The sequence below is a fragment of the Variovorax robiniae genome, assembly GCF_037889955.1.
Taxonomy (GTDB): Bacteria; Pseudomonadota; Gammaproteobacteria; order Burkholderiales; family Burkholderiaceae_C; genus Variovorax; species Variovorax robiniae.
On the sequence record NZ_JBBKZS010000022.1, the window covers coordinates 77,304 to 89,687 of the forward strand.

Here is a 12,384-nt window from a genome sequence, read left to right on the forward strand (position 1 = left end):
GATGACACAGGGTGCTGCAATGCGTGCTGGCAAGGTTATTCGCCTTCTCCGAACTTGTCGTCCATCAATGCCACGAGCGCGTTCATCGCTTCTTCCTCGCGCTCCCCGTTGGTTTCGATTTCCACCGTGATGCCCATTCCGGCCGCCAGCATCATGACCCCCATGATGCTCTTGGCATTGACCCTGCGGTCGCCTCGCGCCATGAAGACTTCGCACGGGAAACTGCCGGCCAACTTGGTGAATTTGGCCGAAGCGCGGGCGTGCAGCCCGAGCTTATTGCTGATGGTCACGGATTTCTTGATCACTGTGTTTTCTTCTCGCCTGATTCTGGGGTGCCGCCACCGCCACCTGCATGACACCGGCGTTGCCGCCTGCAATCGCACGTTGCACCAGCGCATCGAGCGCTTCGTGCCGGTAGGTGACCGCGCGCAACAGCATCGGCAGGTTGACGCCTGCCACGAGTCGCGAGCGCGTGCCGTCGATGAGCTTCTGCGCGACATTGCAGGGCGTGGCGCCGAACACGTCGGTCAGCACCAGCACCTGCGAACGCGGCGCCTGGTATTGCTGCTCCAGCATGATGCGCGCGCTCGCCAGCGATTCCTCGGGCGAGACATTGGGCAGCACGTCGAGCGCCACGATGACTTGTTCGCAATCCGGAAAGACATGCAACGCGCACTGCCGCAAGGCCTGGGCCAGGGGTGAATGCGCGATGATGAAAATGCTGTTCATGCGGGGACGGTGGGTGGTCAACAATTATGCGGGGCCACCTCGAATCTTTCGCGGTAAGACAGCACGACCCGTGAGCAAAACGCACCGATCGTGCATTTGAGCGGGACAAGTGTGTCGAATCCGGCACGCTACCCCACGCTCAACGTAGGCGCAATCCGTCGAAGAACGTGCCTGCGGCATCGGGCGCCGACGGCTTGCCCAGCACCGTGGCCTGGAAGATCGCGACGCTCCCGTCGCGCTGGAGTTGGGCGAACCACCGCACGCGGGCCTCGTTCGGCTTGCCGGCGGCGTCCGCGCCATGCGCTTCGATCTGCCACGGTGCGGGTTTGGGCGCCGCGTGCACCACGCTCACGGGAGCCTCGCTGACCTGCCCGCCCGTGGCCGCCTGCCATTGCGCCCGCGTGCTGGCGCGCCAGGCGTTGAGCCAGGCCTCGGCCTCGGCCGCGTTGCCTGCGCGGGCCGTCGCTATCGCGAAGGTCGCGTCGCCAGCCTCGCAGCCCGCCATCTGCACAGCGACCGTGGTAGCGCCAAGCGGAATCGAGCGCTCGGCACGGTCGGGCTTGCAGGGCAGCAGCGCCGTGAGGTCGCCGTCCGCCATCGGGACGTCGCGCCAGTTGAAGGTCGGGCTGCACGCGGCCAGCAGCACGATGGCAGCGGCTGGCAGGGATACCCCTGCGGAACTAAAATCGCGACGCCTCATCTGCCTTGGTACCCATGAAAAAAGCCCTCTATGTTGCCGCAACCGCGATCGCCCTGGCAGCTGGCGTCGGCGTGTACCTGAATTCGGGCGCCACGGCCGCGCCGGCATCGAAGTTCGTGCTGCTCGACGGCAGCCAGAAGACCACGGCGGACCTGAAGGGCAAGGTCACGCTGGTCAATTTCTGGGCCACCAGTTGCGTCACCTGCGTCGGCGAGATGCCGAAGGTGATCGCCACCTACGACAAGTACAAGGACAAGGGCTACGACACACTGGCCGTCGCCATGAGCTACGACCCGCCGAGCTACGTGGTGAACTTCGCCGAGACGCGCAAGCTGCCGTTCAAGGTGGCCATCGACAACACCGGCGCGGTGGCCAAGGCCTGGGGCGACGTGCAGCTCACGCCGACGACCTATCTGGTCAACAAGCGCGGCGAGATCGTCAAGCAATACGTTGGCGAACCCGATTTCGCCGAGCTTCACCGACTCATCGAGAAGCTTCTCGCGGAAGCCTGAGGCCGCCGCGAGGCCCGCGGACTATTTCGCCCGGAAGGCGTCGTGACAGGACTTGCAGGTGTCGCCAGTCGATGAGACGGCCGCCTTCAGCGCATCGAGATCACCGGTCTTCGCGACGGTCAGCAGCTTGGCGGTGTCGCTCACCAGCTTGTCGCTGGTTTCCTTGAATCTGGCGGTGTCCTTCCAGATTTCCGGCTTCGCCTTCCCGCCTTCCGTGCCCGGTGCATAGGCACCGCTCCACGGCAATTGCGAGATCGTCGCCACGAGTTCGGCATTGGCGATGACGGCCGCCTTGTCGTAGGGTACGCGGCCGTTGGCCATGGCTGCGATGCGACCGAAGTGCTGGCCTTGCAGGAACATGGAACTTTGCCGGTACTTGACGGCATCTTCCGGCTTGGCGAACTGGGCGGCCGCCGGGTCCGACAGCGCGGCGCAACTCGCGGCCATCGCAAACATGGCAAGTCTCTTCATTGTGTATTCCTCCCTGGGAGGCGCTCGATGCGTGCGCCGCATGCCAGTGTGCGGAGCGCGCACCAAACTGGGCATAGCGAGAACCCGCAGACACAGCGCCCCGACTTTGCTAATCTGCGCCTTCCGCAGTCCGCCACCTACCCGATGAGTGTTTCGTTCGAGCCGACCACCCGCCGCGCCGCGTTGGGAGCCGAGCTTGCGCGCCCGACCCGGGTCTGGGACCTTCCGACGCGCCTGTTCCACTGGGCCTCGGCGGTATCGGTGATCGGCCTGCTTGTGACCGGGTTCAGCGGCATCATGGAATGGCATTTCCGGCTCGGCTACACCGTGCTGGCACTGCTGCTGTTCCGGTTGCTGTGGGGCGTCGTGGGCGGACGCTGGTCCCGTTTCACCTCCTTCCTCTACTCGCCGCGATGGGTGCTGGCCCACCTGCGCGGCCGCGCCCATCCGGATCACCTGGTCGGCCACAGCCCCTTGGGTGCGCTCTCCGTCTTCGCTGTGCTGGGAATGCTCGTCCTGCAGGTGTGCACCGGCCTCGTATCGGACGACGAGGTGTCGGCGTCGGGCCCGCTCACCCGCTTCGTGTCGAATGCCACCGTGAGCCTCGCATCGCATTGGCACAGCGTGTTCGGCAAGTGGGGCGTGGTTGCACTGGTCAGCCTGCATGTGCTGGCGGTCCTGTTCTACACGCTCGTCAAGCGCCAGCGCCTGGTGGGCCCCATGATCTCCGGTGACAAGCTGCTCGCCGGCCTGCGCGTGGCGGAAAGCCGCGACACCACCTCCACCCGTTTCACCGCCCTGATGCTGTTCCTGCTTTGCGCAGCGTTCGCGGCCTGGATCGCCTCCTTGCGCGCATGAGCCATTCCGTCTCCCGGCCGCTGCCGCTGGCCGATACCCCCGAGATCATCCTGCTCACCCCCGATGAGCCGCACGAAGTGGAAGCCGCGCGCCTGATCTTTCGCGAGTACGCGGCCTCGCTGAGCTTCGACCTCTGCTTCCAGAACTTCGAAGAAGAATTGGCGGGGCTGCCTGGCGAATACGCCGAGCCGCGCGGCACGCTGCTGATCGCATTGGTCGATGCGGCGGATGTGGTACCTGGCATCGGCGCCCCGCTGCTGACGCGCAGCGACGGGCGGACCGCCTACGTGGCCGGTTGCTGCGCACTGCGGCCGCTGGATACGGTGGACGAGCCGAATGCCGCCGAGATGAAACGGCTCTACGTGAGGCCCGCCTTCCGCGGCTTCGGCCTCGGCCGTCAACTCGCGGAGGCGGCGCTCGACGCCGCCCGCAGCGCCGGCTATGCCTGCGTGCTGCTCGACACCCTGGACGAGATGGAGCTCGCCCGTGCGATGTACGAGGACCTCGGCTTCGAGGAAGTGCCGCCCTACTATCACAACCCGATTCCGGGCGCGCACTACCTCAAGGTGGAGCTTTGATCAGCCCTTGGCTTGCGAGAGCAGCGTCTCGGCGTTGCTGACTTCGAACTTGCCCGGCGCCTCGACGTTCAGCGAGGCCACCTTGCCGTCCTTTACCAGCATCGAATAGCGATTGCTGCGAAGGCCCATGCCGCGACCGGTCAGATCCAGCGTCAAGCCAGTGGCCTTGGCGAAGTCGGCGCTGCCGTCGGCCAGCATCCGGACCTTGCTGCCGGTCTTCTGGTCGCGCGCCCAGGCGCCCATCACGAACGCGTCGTTGACGCTCACGCACCAGATCTCGTCCACGCCAGCGGCCTTCAGGTCATCGAAATGCTGGACGTAGCCCGGCACGTGCTTGGCCGAGCAGGTTGGCGTGAAGGCACCGGGCAGCGCGAACAGCGCGATCGTCTTGCCGGCCGAAGCCTTGGCCACGTCCACCGCGTTCGGTCCGATGCTGCAGCCTTCGCCCTCGACTTCCGAATACTCCATCAGCGTGGTCGCGGGAAGGGTGTCGCCAACTTTGATCATGAAAAATGCTCCTCAGCAAAAAGAAAAACGGCCCACATTGTGGGCCGTTTTTCAGGGGTCCGTGCGGACCGGGGATCAGACTGCAGCAGCCTTCTCGACCAAGCGGGTCACAACCCAGTTCTTGGTCTTCGAGATCGGCTTGCTTTCCGTGATCTCGATGGTGTCGCCCAGCTTGTACTCGCCCTTTTCGTCGTGCGCGTGGTACTTGCTCGTCTTGGCAACGATCTTGCCGTAGAGCTCGTGCTTCACGCGACGCTCGACCAGGACGGTCACGGTCTTGGCACGCTTGTCGCTGACCACCTTGCCGATCAAGGTGCGCTTGAGGGATCTTTTAGCTTCCGTCATGTTCACTCCTTACTTGGCGGCTTGGGTTTCTTGCTTTTGGGCAAGAATGGTCTTGGCGCGGGCGATGTCGCGACGCGTGACGCGCAGCGTCGAGGTGTTCGACAGCTGTTGCGTGGCTTTCTGCATGCGCAGGCCGAAATGGGCCCTTTGCAATTCCTTGATTTCGGTCTGCAGGCCGGCGACGTCCTTGTCGCGCAGTGCCGCGGCCTTCGATACCTTCGCCGTCTTGGCGTCGGCCTTTTTACGTGTTGCCATGTGATGTTCTCCTCGTTCAGGCGCCGAGTTGGCGCGATACGAACGTGGTGCGCAGCGGCAGCTTGGCAGCAGCCAGGCGGAACGCTTCGCGGGCGAGTTCTTCGGGCACGCCGACGATCTCGAACACGATCTTGCCTGGCTGGATTTCAGCGACGTAGTACTCGGGGTTGCCCTTGCCGTTACCCATCCGCACTTCTGCGGGCTTGTGGGAGATCGGCTTGTCGGGGAACACACGAATCCAGATACGACCACCGCGCTTCACGTGGCGCGAAATCGCACGACGTGCGGCTTCGAGCTGGCGTGCCGTCAGACGGCCGCGGTCGGTGCATTTCAGGCCGAAGTCACCGAAGGCAACCGAGTTGCCCCGGGTTGCGATGCCGGTGTTGCGGCCCTTTTGTTCCTTGCGGAACTTTCTGCGTGCAGGTTGCAGCATGTTTATTTACTCCGTGAGGACTGCCCCAGCCGCTTGCGCGGCCGGGAAAGACCGATTACTCGGTCTTGGCACCGTCAGCTGCTGCAGCTGGCGCGGCTTTGCGGACGCGCTTAACGGCGGGTTTCGAGTCTGCACCACCGGCTTCGGCGGGCTTGTCACTGCCATCGGCCGGTGCGGTGTTGCCACCGATCGGGCCACGGCCACCGGCACGCGCCGGACCACGACGGTCCGAACCCGGACGGTCGCCACCCGGGCGGCCATCACGGCGCGGACCACGCGGACGACGCTCGTCGTCCGGACGCGGCGTTTCGACGGCCGGCAGGTCGTTACGACCCAGCGTGTCGCCCTTGTAGACCCAGACCTTGACGCCGATGACGCCGTAGGTGGTCTTGGCTTCCGAGGTGCCGTAGTCGATGTCTGCACGCAGCGTGTGGAGGGGCACGCGACCTTCGCGGTACCACTCGCAACGAGCGATTTCGATGCCGTTCAGACGACCCGAGGACATGATCTTGATGCCTTGGGCGCCCAGGCGCATCGCGTTCTGCATGGCGCGCTTCATGGCGCGGCGGAACATGATGCGCTTTTCGAGCTGCTGCGTGATCGAGTCGGCGATCAGTTGCGCATCGATTTCAGGCTTGCGCACTTCTTCGATGTTCACTGCGACCGGCACGCCGAGCTGCTTGCCCAGTTCGCGCTTGAGGTTCTCGATGTCCTCGCCCTTCTTGCCGATCACCACGCCCGGACGTGCCGAGTAGATGGTGATGCGGGCGTTCTTGGCGGGGCGCTCGATCATCACGCGGGAGACCGACGCGTTCTTGAGCTTCTTCTTCAGGTACTCGCGCACCTTGATGTCTTCGGCCAGCATGCCCGCGAAGTCGCGGTTGTTGGCGTACCAGCGGCTGGACCAGTTGCGGGTGACCGCAAGGCGGAAGCCGGTCGGGTGGATTTTTTGTCCCATAGTCTTCCAGCTCTTTAGTTGCCGACCGTCACGTACACATGGCACGTGGGCTTGCTGATGGAATTGCCGCGACCCTTGGCCCGAGCGGTGAAACGCTTGAGCGTTGCGCCTTGTTCGACGTAGATGGTCTTGACCTTCAGTTCGTCGATGTCGGCACCGTCGTTGTGCTCGGCGTTGGCGATTGCCGACTCGAGCACCTTCTTGATGATCACAGCGGCCTTCTTCTGCGTGAATTGCAGAACGTTGAGCGCGTGATCGACCTTCTTGCCGCGGATCAGGTCAGCAACCAGACGGCCCTTGTCGACCGAGAGGCGAACGCCGCGGAGGACTGCACGTGTTTCAGACATGGTCGTTCCTTACTTCTTCTGGACTTTCTTGTCCGCGGGGTGCCCCTTGAACGTGCGCGTGAGCGCAAATTCGCCGAGCTTGTGGCCGACCATCTGATCGGTGATGTAGACAGGCACGTGCTGCTTGCCGTTGTGCACGGCAATGGTCAGGCCGATGAACTCGGGCAGGACCATCGAGCGACGCGACCAGGTCTTGATTGGCTTCTTGTCCTTGGTCGTCACGGCCTTGTCGGCCTTGGCCACCAGGTGGTGGTCGACGAATGGACCCTTTTTGAGAGAGCGAGTCATGAGGCTGTCCCTTACTTCTTGCGACGCGACACGATGAAGACCTGCGTGCGCTTGTTGTTACGGGTACGGTAGCCCTTCGTGAGGTTGCCCCACGGGTCGACCGGATGACGGCCTTCACCCGTCTTGCCTTCACCACCACCATGCGGGTGATCCACCGGGTTCATCACCACGCCGCGAACGGTCGGGCGGATACCCATGTGACGCTTCACACCGGCCTTGCCGAGGCGGCGCAGGCTGTGTTCTTCGTTGGCGACTTCACCGATCGTTGCGCGGCATTCGACGTGCACGCGACGGACTTCGCCCGAGCGCATGCGCACTTGTGCGTAGACGCCTTCGCGTGCTAGCAGCGTGGCCGAGGTACCAGCCGAGCGGGCGATCTGCGCGCCCTTGCCGGGTTGCAGCTCGATGCAATGGATGGTCGAACCCACCGGGATGTTGCGGATCGGCAGCGTGTTGCCAGCGCGGATCGGGGCTTCCGAACCGCTCAGCAGCGTTGCACCGGCTTCCAGACCGCGCGGGGCGATGATGTAGCGGCGCTCGCCGTCGGCGTAGCAGACCAGCGCGATGTGGGCGGTACGGTTCGGGTCGTATTCGATGCGTTCGACCTTGGCCGGGATGCCGTCCTTGTTGCGCACGAAGTCGACCACACGGTAGTGGTGCTTGTGACCACCGCCCTTGTGGCGCGTCGTGATGTGACCGTTGTTGTTACGGCCAGCCTTCTGGAATTGCGGCTCCAGCAGGGCTGCGTGCGGAGCACCCTTGAACAGGTGGTCACGCGAGATCTTCACCGCGCCGCGTTGGCCCGGCGAAGTGGGTTTCATCTTGATGACGGCCATGATTAAGCGCCTTCCCCGACGAGGTTGAGCTCTTGACCGGCCTTCAGCGTCACATAGGCCTTGCGAACGTTGTCGCGGCGACCGATGGACTTGCCGAAGCGCTTGGTCTTGCCCTTGATGTTGAGCACCGACACGCCCTGGACTTCGACCTTGAACATCAGTTCAACAGCGGCCTTGATCTCGGGCTTGGTGGCGTCCTGCAGCACCTTGAAGGTCACTGCGTTCGACTTCTCGCCGACCATCGTGGCCTTTTCGGACACGATCGGTGCGACCAGCACCGACATCAGTCGGCCTTCGTCGAACTGGCGTTCTGCGGGCGTAGGATTCATGCGGCTCATGCGAACATCTCCTTGAGCTTGTCGATGGCGGCCTTGGTGACCAGCACCTTCTTGTAGTGCACCAGCGAAACCGGATCGGCGTAACGCGGCTCGACGACGAGCACGTTCACCAGGTTGCGCGAGGCGAGGTACAGGTTCTCGTCGACTTCGTCGGCGATCACGAGCACCGATTCAAGGTTCATGGCCTTGAACTTGGCTGCCAGCGGCTTGGTCTTGGGCGAGTCGACCTTGATCGAATCGACCACGGCCAGACGGCCTTCGCGAGCGAGCTGCGAGAAGATCGACGCCATGCCGGCGCGGTACATCTTCTTGTTGATCTTCTGCGAGAAGTTTTCGTCAGGCATGTTCGGGAAAATCCGGCCACCCCCGCGCCACAGCGGCGAGGACGTCATACCGGCACGGGCGCGGCCCGTTCCCTTTTGCTTGAAAGGCTTCTTGGTCGAGTGCTTGACCTGTTCGCGGTCCTTCTGGGCGCGCGTACCTTGGCGGGCGTTGGCCTGGAATGCAACGACGATCTGGTGGACCAGGTCTTCGTTGTAGGCACGGCCGAACACGGTCTCGGGGGCGTCGTACTTCGACGCGGCCTGGCCTTGTTCGTTCAGGAGTTCGAGTTCCATTACTTCGCTCCTTCTGCAGCGGGCTTGGCCTTGACAGCCGGGCGCACGGTGACGAAGCCACCCTTCGAACCCGGGATCGCGCCCTTGATCAACAGCAGCTGACGTGCTTCGTCGATACGGATGACATCGAGGTTCTGGGTCGTCACGGTGACGTCGCCGAGGTGGCCCGTCATGCGCTTGCCCGGGAACACGCGACCGGGATCCTGCGCCATACCGATGGAGCCGGGAACGTTGTGCGAACGGCTGTTACCGTGCGACGCGCGTTGCGAGCTCATGTTGTGACGCTTGATCGTGCCAGCGTAGCCCTTGCCGATGGAAGTGCCCTGCACGTCCACCTTCTGGCCGACCGCGAACACGCTGGAAGCAGCAATGACGCCGCCTGCCTTGTGCTGACCAGCCGTATCGGCGGTCACGCGGAATTCCTGGATGATTTCACCGGCTTCCACACCTGCCTTGGCAAGGTGGCCGGCTTCCGGCTTGGTCACGCGCGATGCTTTGCGCGAACCGAACGTCACCTGCAGGGCAACGTAGCCGTCGTTCTCTTGGGACTTGATCTGGGTGACACGGTTGTTGGACACATCCACCACCGTGACAGGAACTGCGTCCCCATCATCGGTGAAGAGACGCATCATCCCCACCTTGCGACCCAGCAACCCGAGGGAGTTGCTCAGACTCATATGTTTTCTCCAAAAATGGAAGTCTTCTTCCGCCTCTGCCACTTCAATTGGCGACAGCGTTTTGCCGAATTCCTCAAGCAAAAGCCCGGGAGTCCGGTAACGGGAGAAGGTTGATAAGACCCGGCCTGACACGCACCCATGATGGACGCACGAAAGGCAGAGCCAGCGATTATAGCCCGGCTCCGGGTTTCTACGCAAGCTGCGGTGCGCCTGGGGCGCAGCGGTCAGCGCGACGGCATGGAAATGACCGCGTCACCGGATGGCAGCTTCTGGAGCTCGCCAGCGGAGCGCAGCTTGGGCGCGGCCTCACCGGTCGTCACAGGGATGGAGGTCGCACTGGTCATCCCGTTCTGCGTCGTGAACACGTTGATGTAGGCGATGCCTTCGCTGGCCGGCGTTGCGCGGACTGTCAAGGTGGTCGTCTGGCCGGCCGGCAGACGGGCTTCATCCGCGCCCACCAGCGTCAGGCCGGCGTCCGCAGTGAAGCGGACGGATCCGCCAGCCGGGTCGGTGATGTCCTCGAACTGGATCACCACGGTCGCCGCCTGGCCGACCTTGACGGGGGCATCGACGGAATACTGGACGTCCACGCCCGAACCGTTCTTCTTCGTTGCCGCGCGGGTCAGCTTGCGCTTCACCGCGGCGTCGCTTCCGGCTTTCGCCGGAAGATCGGCCAATGTGATGCCCGGCGCCATCAAGGCCAGGACGAGAAGGGCTGTGCCCGGCCAACTGCAGGATTTCATCACCGCGTTCCTCAATTGATCGTGACGTCGAAGCATGTCACCTGCGTCGGTTCCAGGTAGTCATTGAAATCATTGACCACGATGATGTTGTCCCCCGCGCGCATGGCCACGGCGGCCGTTTCAGTCGTCGCAACGGCATTGCTGACGGCCAGCAGGCCCGCACTGTCCACCTCGAAATCCGGGTCGGAGCCGTTCGGCCCCTTCACCGTGATCACGTGGTTGCCCGCCGCCAGCAGGCGGACGCGCAAGTAGGCGTAGCTGCCGAGCTTGTTGACGTAACCGGCCACACTGGACACGCAAGTCTGAGTCGTGCTGCCGACCGCCACATCGGTGTACATGGGCAAGGCGTTACTGACGGCTGGCGCGCCGCCCGCGTTGGCTTCGAGGCTGCCATACGGGTCGTTGGACGCCGTGCTGATGTTCTGCGCGCTCAGCAGGGCGTTCAACGTGGCCAGGTTGCCGGACGAAACCGCGCCAAAGGCTGCGGAGAACGAATGGATCGATGTCATGGCGACGTTGGTCTTCATTCCACCTGTCATGGCGGCGTGAATGGGTTGGAAGCCGATCTTCTGATTCAGGTTCCACAGGATCGCCTGAATCGAGGGCTCGCGGTACCAGCCGGGGTTGGTCGGAGGGCCCACCGTCAGATCGATCAGCGTCGAACCGGCCTGCGCGATCCCGCTGGAGTCGGTGTAGTTGTTGCGGGCCAGCGCAATACCCGACCAGGCGTCACCCCAGCCTTCGGAGAAGGCGACGCGGCGGTCCAGGCGATCGACGCCGGAATGGCTGCCGCCGGGCGAGTCATCGCGGCTGAAGGCGGCTTGGTAGTAATGGCCCCACTCGTGCGCAACGACGGAGGCGTCGTACTCGTCGGTGTCGACGTTTTCCTTGCCGAGGACCGAGATGGACCGCGGGTTGGTTGCATCGGAGAACGCCGTCGTGCCGATCTGCCCGACGGCCGGGTCGCCATCGACGGGCACGTTGTTGGTGCTCCAGAAAACCTGGAGGGGCGGGAAGGACGAATCGGGGGCGACGGACAGTACCTTCTGCATCGCCGTGTTGACGGTGTCGAGCAACGCGAACGGCCCCGCCGCGCGCGTCGCCGTGTACGACGCACCACCCCACCCGGAGGCGGCATGGAGATTCTGCGTCGCGGGCGCTGCGCCCAATGTGAAGGTTGCCGAATCCATCACGTAAATGGCATTGGCGTGCGTGTTGTCGCGCACGCTCACGTCCCAGGTTGCGCCGCTGCCTCCGGTCTGCAACATCTGCGCCTTGACGCGAACAAAGATCTGGGAATTGGCTGGCAGCGATGCCGAGTAGGCACCCTTGGCATCCGTCGTCGTGGTCGCCAACACGGTCCCCGCCGAATTCAACACCTCCACCACAGCGCCGCGGATGGGCTTGGCCGAGGTCGCCGCGTAGTCGAGCGCGCCGGTGTTGTTGGGGACATAGTCGTAGGTGGCGGTGCCTGCCACCCCGCTGTTCGCCACGACGGGAAGAAAGCCACCGCCACCACTGCCGCCACCCCCGCCACCGCAAGCGGACAGCACGAGGGCTGCGAGGACAGCCACGCAGCGCATCATCAGATATTTACTCAAGCAGGGCCTCCATCATTCGCCAAAAGAACTGCGGGGCGTCGCCCAAGCCGGCAAAGGATGCCACAACCAGGCCTCAAATGAAAAACCCGCGGGCATTTCTGCGCGCGGGTTTTGTAAGTCAAAGTGACGACCAGAGACTTATTGCAGCTTGATCTCGACGTCGACGCCGGCCGGCAGGTCGAGCTTCATCAGCGCGTCCACGGTCTTGTCGGTCGGGTCCACGATGTCCATCAGACGCTGGTGCGTGCGGATTTCCAGCTGGTCGCGGCTGGTCTTGTTGACGTGCGGCGAGCGCAGGATGTCGAAGCGCTTCATGCGGGTCGGCAGCGGCACGGGGCCCTTGACGATCGCGCCGGTGCGCTTGGCGGTGTCAACGATCTCGGCAGCGGACTGGTCGATCAGCTTGTAGTCGAACGCCTTGAGGCGGATGCGGATTTTTTGCTTGGTGGCCATGATGTATTCCTTTTCGTCAGTCTGATCAGACGTCCAGGATCTTGGCAACCACGCCCGAACCCACGGTACGGCCGCCTTCACGGATGGCGAAGCGCAGGCCCTCTTCCATCGCGATCGGGTTGATCAGCTTCACGGTGA

22 protein-coding genes are annotated in these 12,384 nt (G+C 63.7%); 3 read left to right on the forward strand and 19 right to left on the reverse strand.

What is annotated here, in order from left to right:
- Positions 1-35: 35 nt before the first annotated feature.
- The 3 genes from WKW79_RS30935 to WKW79_RS30945 all read right to left on the reverse strand — a co-directional run bounded on the left by WKW79_RS30935 (position 36) and on the right by WKW79_RS30945 (position 1,429).
- The gene (locus WKW79_RS30935) at positions 36-305 is read right to left on the reverse strand and encodes an HPr family phosphocarrier protein (protein WP_340339070.1); all 270 of its coding nucleotides are present in this window, start codon (positions 303-305) and stop codon (positions 36-38) included.
- A complete protein-coding gene (locus WKW79_RS30940; RefSeq protein WP_340339071.1) occupies positions 274-729 on the reverse strand; it encodes a PTS sugar transporter subunit IIA in 456 nt (151 codons plus the stop codon). The genes WKW79_RS30935 and WKW79_RS30940 overlap by 32 nt, the downstream gene beginning before the upstream one ends.
- Positions 730-868: 139 nt before the next feature.
- The gene (locus WKW79_RS30945) at positions 869-1,429 is read right to left on the reverse strand and encodes a hypothetical protein (protein WP_340339072.1); all 561 of its coding nucleotides are present in this window, start codon (positions 1,427-1,429) and stop codon (positions 869-871) included.
- A gap of 14 nt (positions 1,430-1,443) precedes the next feature.
- Here WKW79_RS30945 and WKW79_RS30950 point away from each other — a divergent pair, with 14 nt between their 5' ends.
- Positions 1,444-1,941 carry a TlpA disulfide reductase family protein gene (locus tag WKW79_RS30950; protein WP_340339073.1) on the forward strand — a complete coding sequence of 166 codons (498 nt, stop codon included), beginning with the start codon at positions 1,444-1,446 and terminating at the stop codon, positions 1,939-1,941.
- 21 nt (positions 1,942-1,962) lie between these two features.
- Here WKW79_RS30950 and WKW79_RS30955 read toward each other — a convergent pair whose 3' ends face one another.
- On the reverse strand, positions 1,963-2,412 hold the full coding sequence (locus WKW79_RS30955; RefSeq protein WP_340339074.1) for a c-type cytochrome: 450 nt from the start codon (positions 2,410-2,412) through the stop codon (positions 1,963-1,965).
- Between the two features lie 144 nt (positions 2,413-2,556).
- Between WKW79_RS30955 and WKW79_RS30960 the strand changes: the two genes are divergently transcribed.
- Both WKW79_RS30960 and WKW79_RS30965 read left to right on the forward strand, forming a co-directional pair.
- Positions 2,557-3,270 (forward strand): cytochrome b/b6 domain-containing protein, encoded by a 714-nt coding sequence (locus WKW79_RS30960; RefSeq protein ID WP_340339075.1) that lies wholly within the window; start codon positions 2,557-2,559, stop codon positions 3,268-3,270.
- Positions 3,267-3,848 carry a GNAT family N-acetyltransferase gene (locus WKW79_RS30965; RefSeq protein WP_340339076.1) on the forward strand — a complete coding sequence of 194 codons (582 nt, stop codon included), beginning with the start codon at positions 3,267-3,269 and terminating at the stop codon, positions 3,846-3,848. The genes WKW79_RS30960 and WKW79_RS30965 overlap by 4 nt, the downstream gene beginning before the upstream one ends.
- Here WKW79_RS30965 and WKW79_RS30970 read toward each other — a convergent pair whose 3' ends face one another.
- The 15 genes from WKW79_RS30970 to WKW79_RS31040 all read right to left on the reverse strand — a co-directional run.
- Positions 3,849-4,355: a peroxiredoxin gene (locus WKW79_RS30970; RefSeq protein WP_340339077.1), complete on the reverse strand. Its 507-nt coding sequence runs from the start codon at positions 4,353-4,355 to the stop codon at positions 3,849-3,851.
- A 75-nt stretch (positions 4,356-4,430) separates the two neighbouring features.
- The gene (gene rpsQ / locus WKW79_RS30975) at positions 4,431-4,700 is read right to left on the reverse strand and encodes a 30S ribosomal protein S17 (protein ID WP_340339078.1); all 270 of its coding nucleotides are present in this window, start codon (positions 4,698-4,700) and stop codon (positions 4,431-4,433) included.
- A 9-nt stretch (positions 4,701-4,709) separates the two neighbouring features.
- On the reverse strand, positions 4,710-4,955 hold the full coding sequence (gene rpmC, locus WKW79_RS30980; RefSeq protein ID WP_340339079.1) for a 50S ribosomal protein L29: 246 nt from the start codon (positions 4,953-4,955) through the stop codon (positions 4,710-4,712).
- A gap of 16 nt (positions 4,956-4,971) precedes the next feature.
- A complete protein-coding gene (gene rplP / locus WKW79_RS30985) occupies positions 4,972-5,388 on the reverse strand; it encodes a 50S ribosomal protein L16 (RefSeq protein WP_213958428.1) in 417 nt (138 codons plus the stop codon).
- A 55-nt stretch (positions 5,389-5,443) separates the two neighbouring features.
- The gene (gene rpsC / locus WKW79_RS30990; RefSeq protein ID WP_340339080.1) at positions 5,444-6,346 is read right to left on the reverse strand and encodes a 30S ribosomal protein S3; all 903 of its coding nucleotides are present in this window, start codon (positions 6,344-6,346) and stop codon (positions 5,444-5,446) included.
- A 14-nt stretch (positions 6,347-6,360) separates the two neighbouring features.
- Complete coding sequence (gene rplV, locus WKW79_RS30995) at positions 6,361-6,693, reverse strand: 50S ribosomal protein L22 (RefSeq protein ID WP_340339081.1); 333 nt, start codon at positions 6,691-6,693, stop codon at positions 6,361-6,363.
- A 9-nt stretch (positions 6,694-6,702) separates the two neighbouring features.
- Positions 6,703-6,981, reverse strand: a complete 279-nt coding sequence (rpsS, locus tag WKW79_RS31000; RefSeq protein ID WP_007838132.1) for a 30S ribosomal protein S19 — start codon at positions 6,979-6,981, stop codon at positions 6,703-6,705.
- 11 nt (positions 6,982-6,992) lie between these two features.
- Positions 6,993-7,817, reverse strand: coding sequence for a 50S ribosomal protein L2 (rplB, locus tag WKW79_RS31005; RefSeq protein ID WP_213958425.1), 825 nt, complete (start codon positions 7,815-7,817; stop codon positions 6,993-6,995).
- A 2-nt stretch (positions 7,818-7,819) separates the two neighbouring features.
- Positions 7,820-8,146, reverse strand: a complete 327-nt coding sequence (rplW, locus tag WKW79_RS31010) for a 50S ribosomal protein L23 (protein WP_340339089.1) — start codon at positions 8,144-8,146, stop codon at positions 7,820-7,822.
- Between the two features lie 5 nt (positions 8,147-8,151).
- Positions 8,152-8,772 carry a 50S ribosomal protein L4 gene (rplD, locus tag WKW79_RS31015; protein ID WP_213958424.1) on the reverse strand — a complete coding sequence of 207 codons (621 nt, stop codon included), beginning with the start codon at positions 8,770-8,772 and terminating at the stop codon, positions 8,152-8,154.
- Complete coding sequence (rplC, locus tag WKW79_RS31020; RefSeq protein ID WP_340339090.1) at positions 8,772-9,449, reverse strand: 50S ribosomal protein L3; 678 nt, start codon at positions 9,447-9,449, stop codon at positions 8,772-8,774. The genes rplD and rplC overlap by 1 nt, the downstream gene beginning before the upstream one ends.
- A gap of 224 nt (positions 9,450-9,673) precedes the next feature.
- Positions 9,674-10,192: a hypothetical protein gene (locus WKW79_RS31025; RefSeq protein ID WP_340339082.1), complete on the reverse strand. Its 519-nt coding sequence runs from the start codon at positions 10,190-10,192 to the stop codon at positions 9,674-9,676.
- A gap of 11 nt (positions 10,193-10,203) precedes the next feature.
- Positions 10,204-11,793, reverse strand: a complete 1,590-nt coding sequence (locus tag WKW79_RS31030; RefSeq protein WP_340339083.1) for a hypothetical protein — start codon at positions 11,791-11,793, stop codon at positions 10,204-10,206.
- A 138-nt stretch (positions 11,794-11,931) separates the two neighbouring features.
- Positions 11,932-12,246: a 30S ribosomal protein S10 gene (rpsJ, locus tag WKW79_RS31035; protein WP_007838118.1), complete on the reverse strand. Its 315-nt coding sequence runs from the start codon at positions 12,244-12,246 to the stop codon at positions 11,932-11,934.
- 25 nt (positions 12,247-12,271) lie between these two features.
- Positions 12,272-12,384: EF-Tu C-terminal domain-related protein (locus WKW79_RS31040; RefSeq protein WP_479694199.1), on the reverse strand; the 113-nt coding region annotated here is incomplete at its 5' end.

Excerpts from the sequence above, each read along its gene's own strand:
- WKW79_RS30965 (WP_340339076.1), top strand. The coding sequence starts at position 3,267 with ATGAGCCATTCCGTCTCCCGGCCGCTGCCGCTGGCCGATACCCCCGAG.
- rplC (WP_340339090.1), bottom strand. The coding sequence starts at position 9,449 with ATGAGTCTGAGCAACTCCCTCGGGTTGCTGGGTCGCAAGGTGGGGATG.
- rplD (WP_213958424.1), bottom strand. The coding sequence starts at position 8,772 with ATGGAACTCGAACTCCTGAACGAACAAGGCCAGGCCGCGTCGAAGTAC.
- rplW (WP_340339089.1), bottom strand. The coding sequence starts at position 8,146 with ATGAATCCTACGCCCGCAGAACGCCAGTTCGACGAAGGCCGACTGATG.
- rplP (WP_213958428.1), bottom strand. The coding sequence starts at position 5,388 with ATGCTGCAACCTGCACGCAGAAAGTTCCGCAAGGAACAAAAGGGCCGC.
- rpmC (WP_340339079.1), bottom strand. The coding sequence starts at position 4,955 with ATGGCAACACGTAAAAAGGCCGACGCCAAGACGGCGAAGGTATCGAAG.
- WKW79_RS30950 (WP_340339073.1), top strand. The coding sequence starts at position 1,444 with ATGAAAAAAGCCCTCTATGTTGCCGCAACCGCGATCGCCCTGGCAGCT.
- rpsS (WP_007838132.1), bottom strand. The coding sequence starts at position 6,981 with ATGACTCGCTCTCTCAAAAAGGGTCCATTCGTCGACCACCACCTGGTG.
- rplB (WP_213958425.1), bottom strand. The coding sequence starts at position 7,817 with ATGGCCGTCATCAAGATGAAACCCACTTCGCCGGGCCAACGCGGCGCG.
- WKW79_RS30955 (WP_340339074.1), bottom strand. The coding sequence starts at position 2,412 with ATGAAGAGACTTGCCATGTTTGCGATGGCCGCGAGTTGCGCCGCGCTG.
- rplV (WP_340339081.1), bottom strand. The coding sequence starts at position 6,693 with ATGTCTGAAACACGTGCAGTCCTCCGCGGCGTTCGCCTCTCGGTCGAC.
- WKW79_RS31025 (WP_340339082.1), bottom strand. The coding sequence starts at position 10,192 with ATGAAATCCTGCAGTTGGCCGGGCACAGCCCTTCTCGTCCTGGCCTTG.
- WKW79_RS30970 (WP_340339077.1), bottom strand. The coding sequence starts at position 4,355 with ATGATCAAAGTTGGCGACACCCTTCCCGCGACCACGCTGATGGAGTAT.
- rpsJ (WP_007838118.1), bottom strand. The coding sequence starts at position 12,246 with ATGGCCACCAAGCAAAAAATCCGCATCCGCCTCAAGGCGTTCGACTAC.
- WKW79_RS30940 (WP_340339071.1), bottom strand. The coding sequence starts at position 729 with ATGAACAGCATTTTCATCATCGCGCATTCACCCCTGGCCCAGGCCTTG.
- WKW79_RS30960 (WP_340339075.1), top strand. The coding sequence starts at position 2,557 with ATGAGTGTTTCGTTCGAGCCGACCACCCGCCGCGCCGCGTTGGGAGCC.
- rpsQ (WP_340339078.1), bottom strand. The coding sequence starts at position 4,700 with ATGACGGAAGCTAAAAGATCCCTCAAGCGCACCTTGATCGGCAAGGTG.
- rpsC (WP_340339080.1), bottom strand. The coding sequence starts at position 6,346 with ATGGGACAAAAAATCCACCCGACCGGCTTCCGCCTTGCGGTCACCCGC.
- WKW79_RS30945 (WP_340339072.1), bottom strand. The coding sequence starts at position 1,429 with ATGAGGCGTCGCGATTTTAGTTCCGCAGGGGTATCCCTGCCAGCCGCT.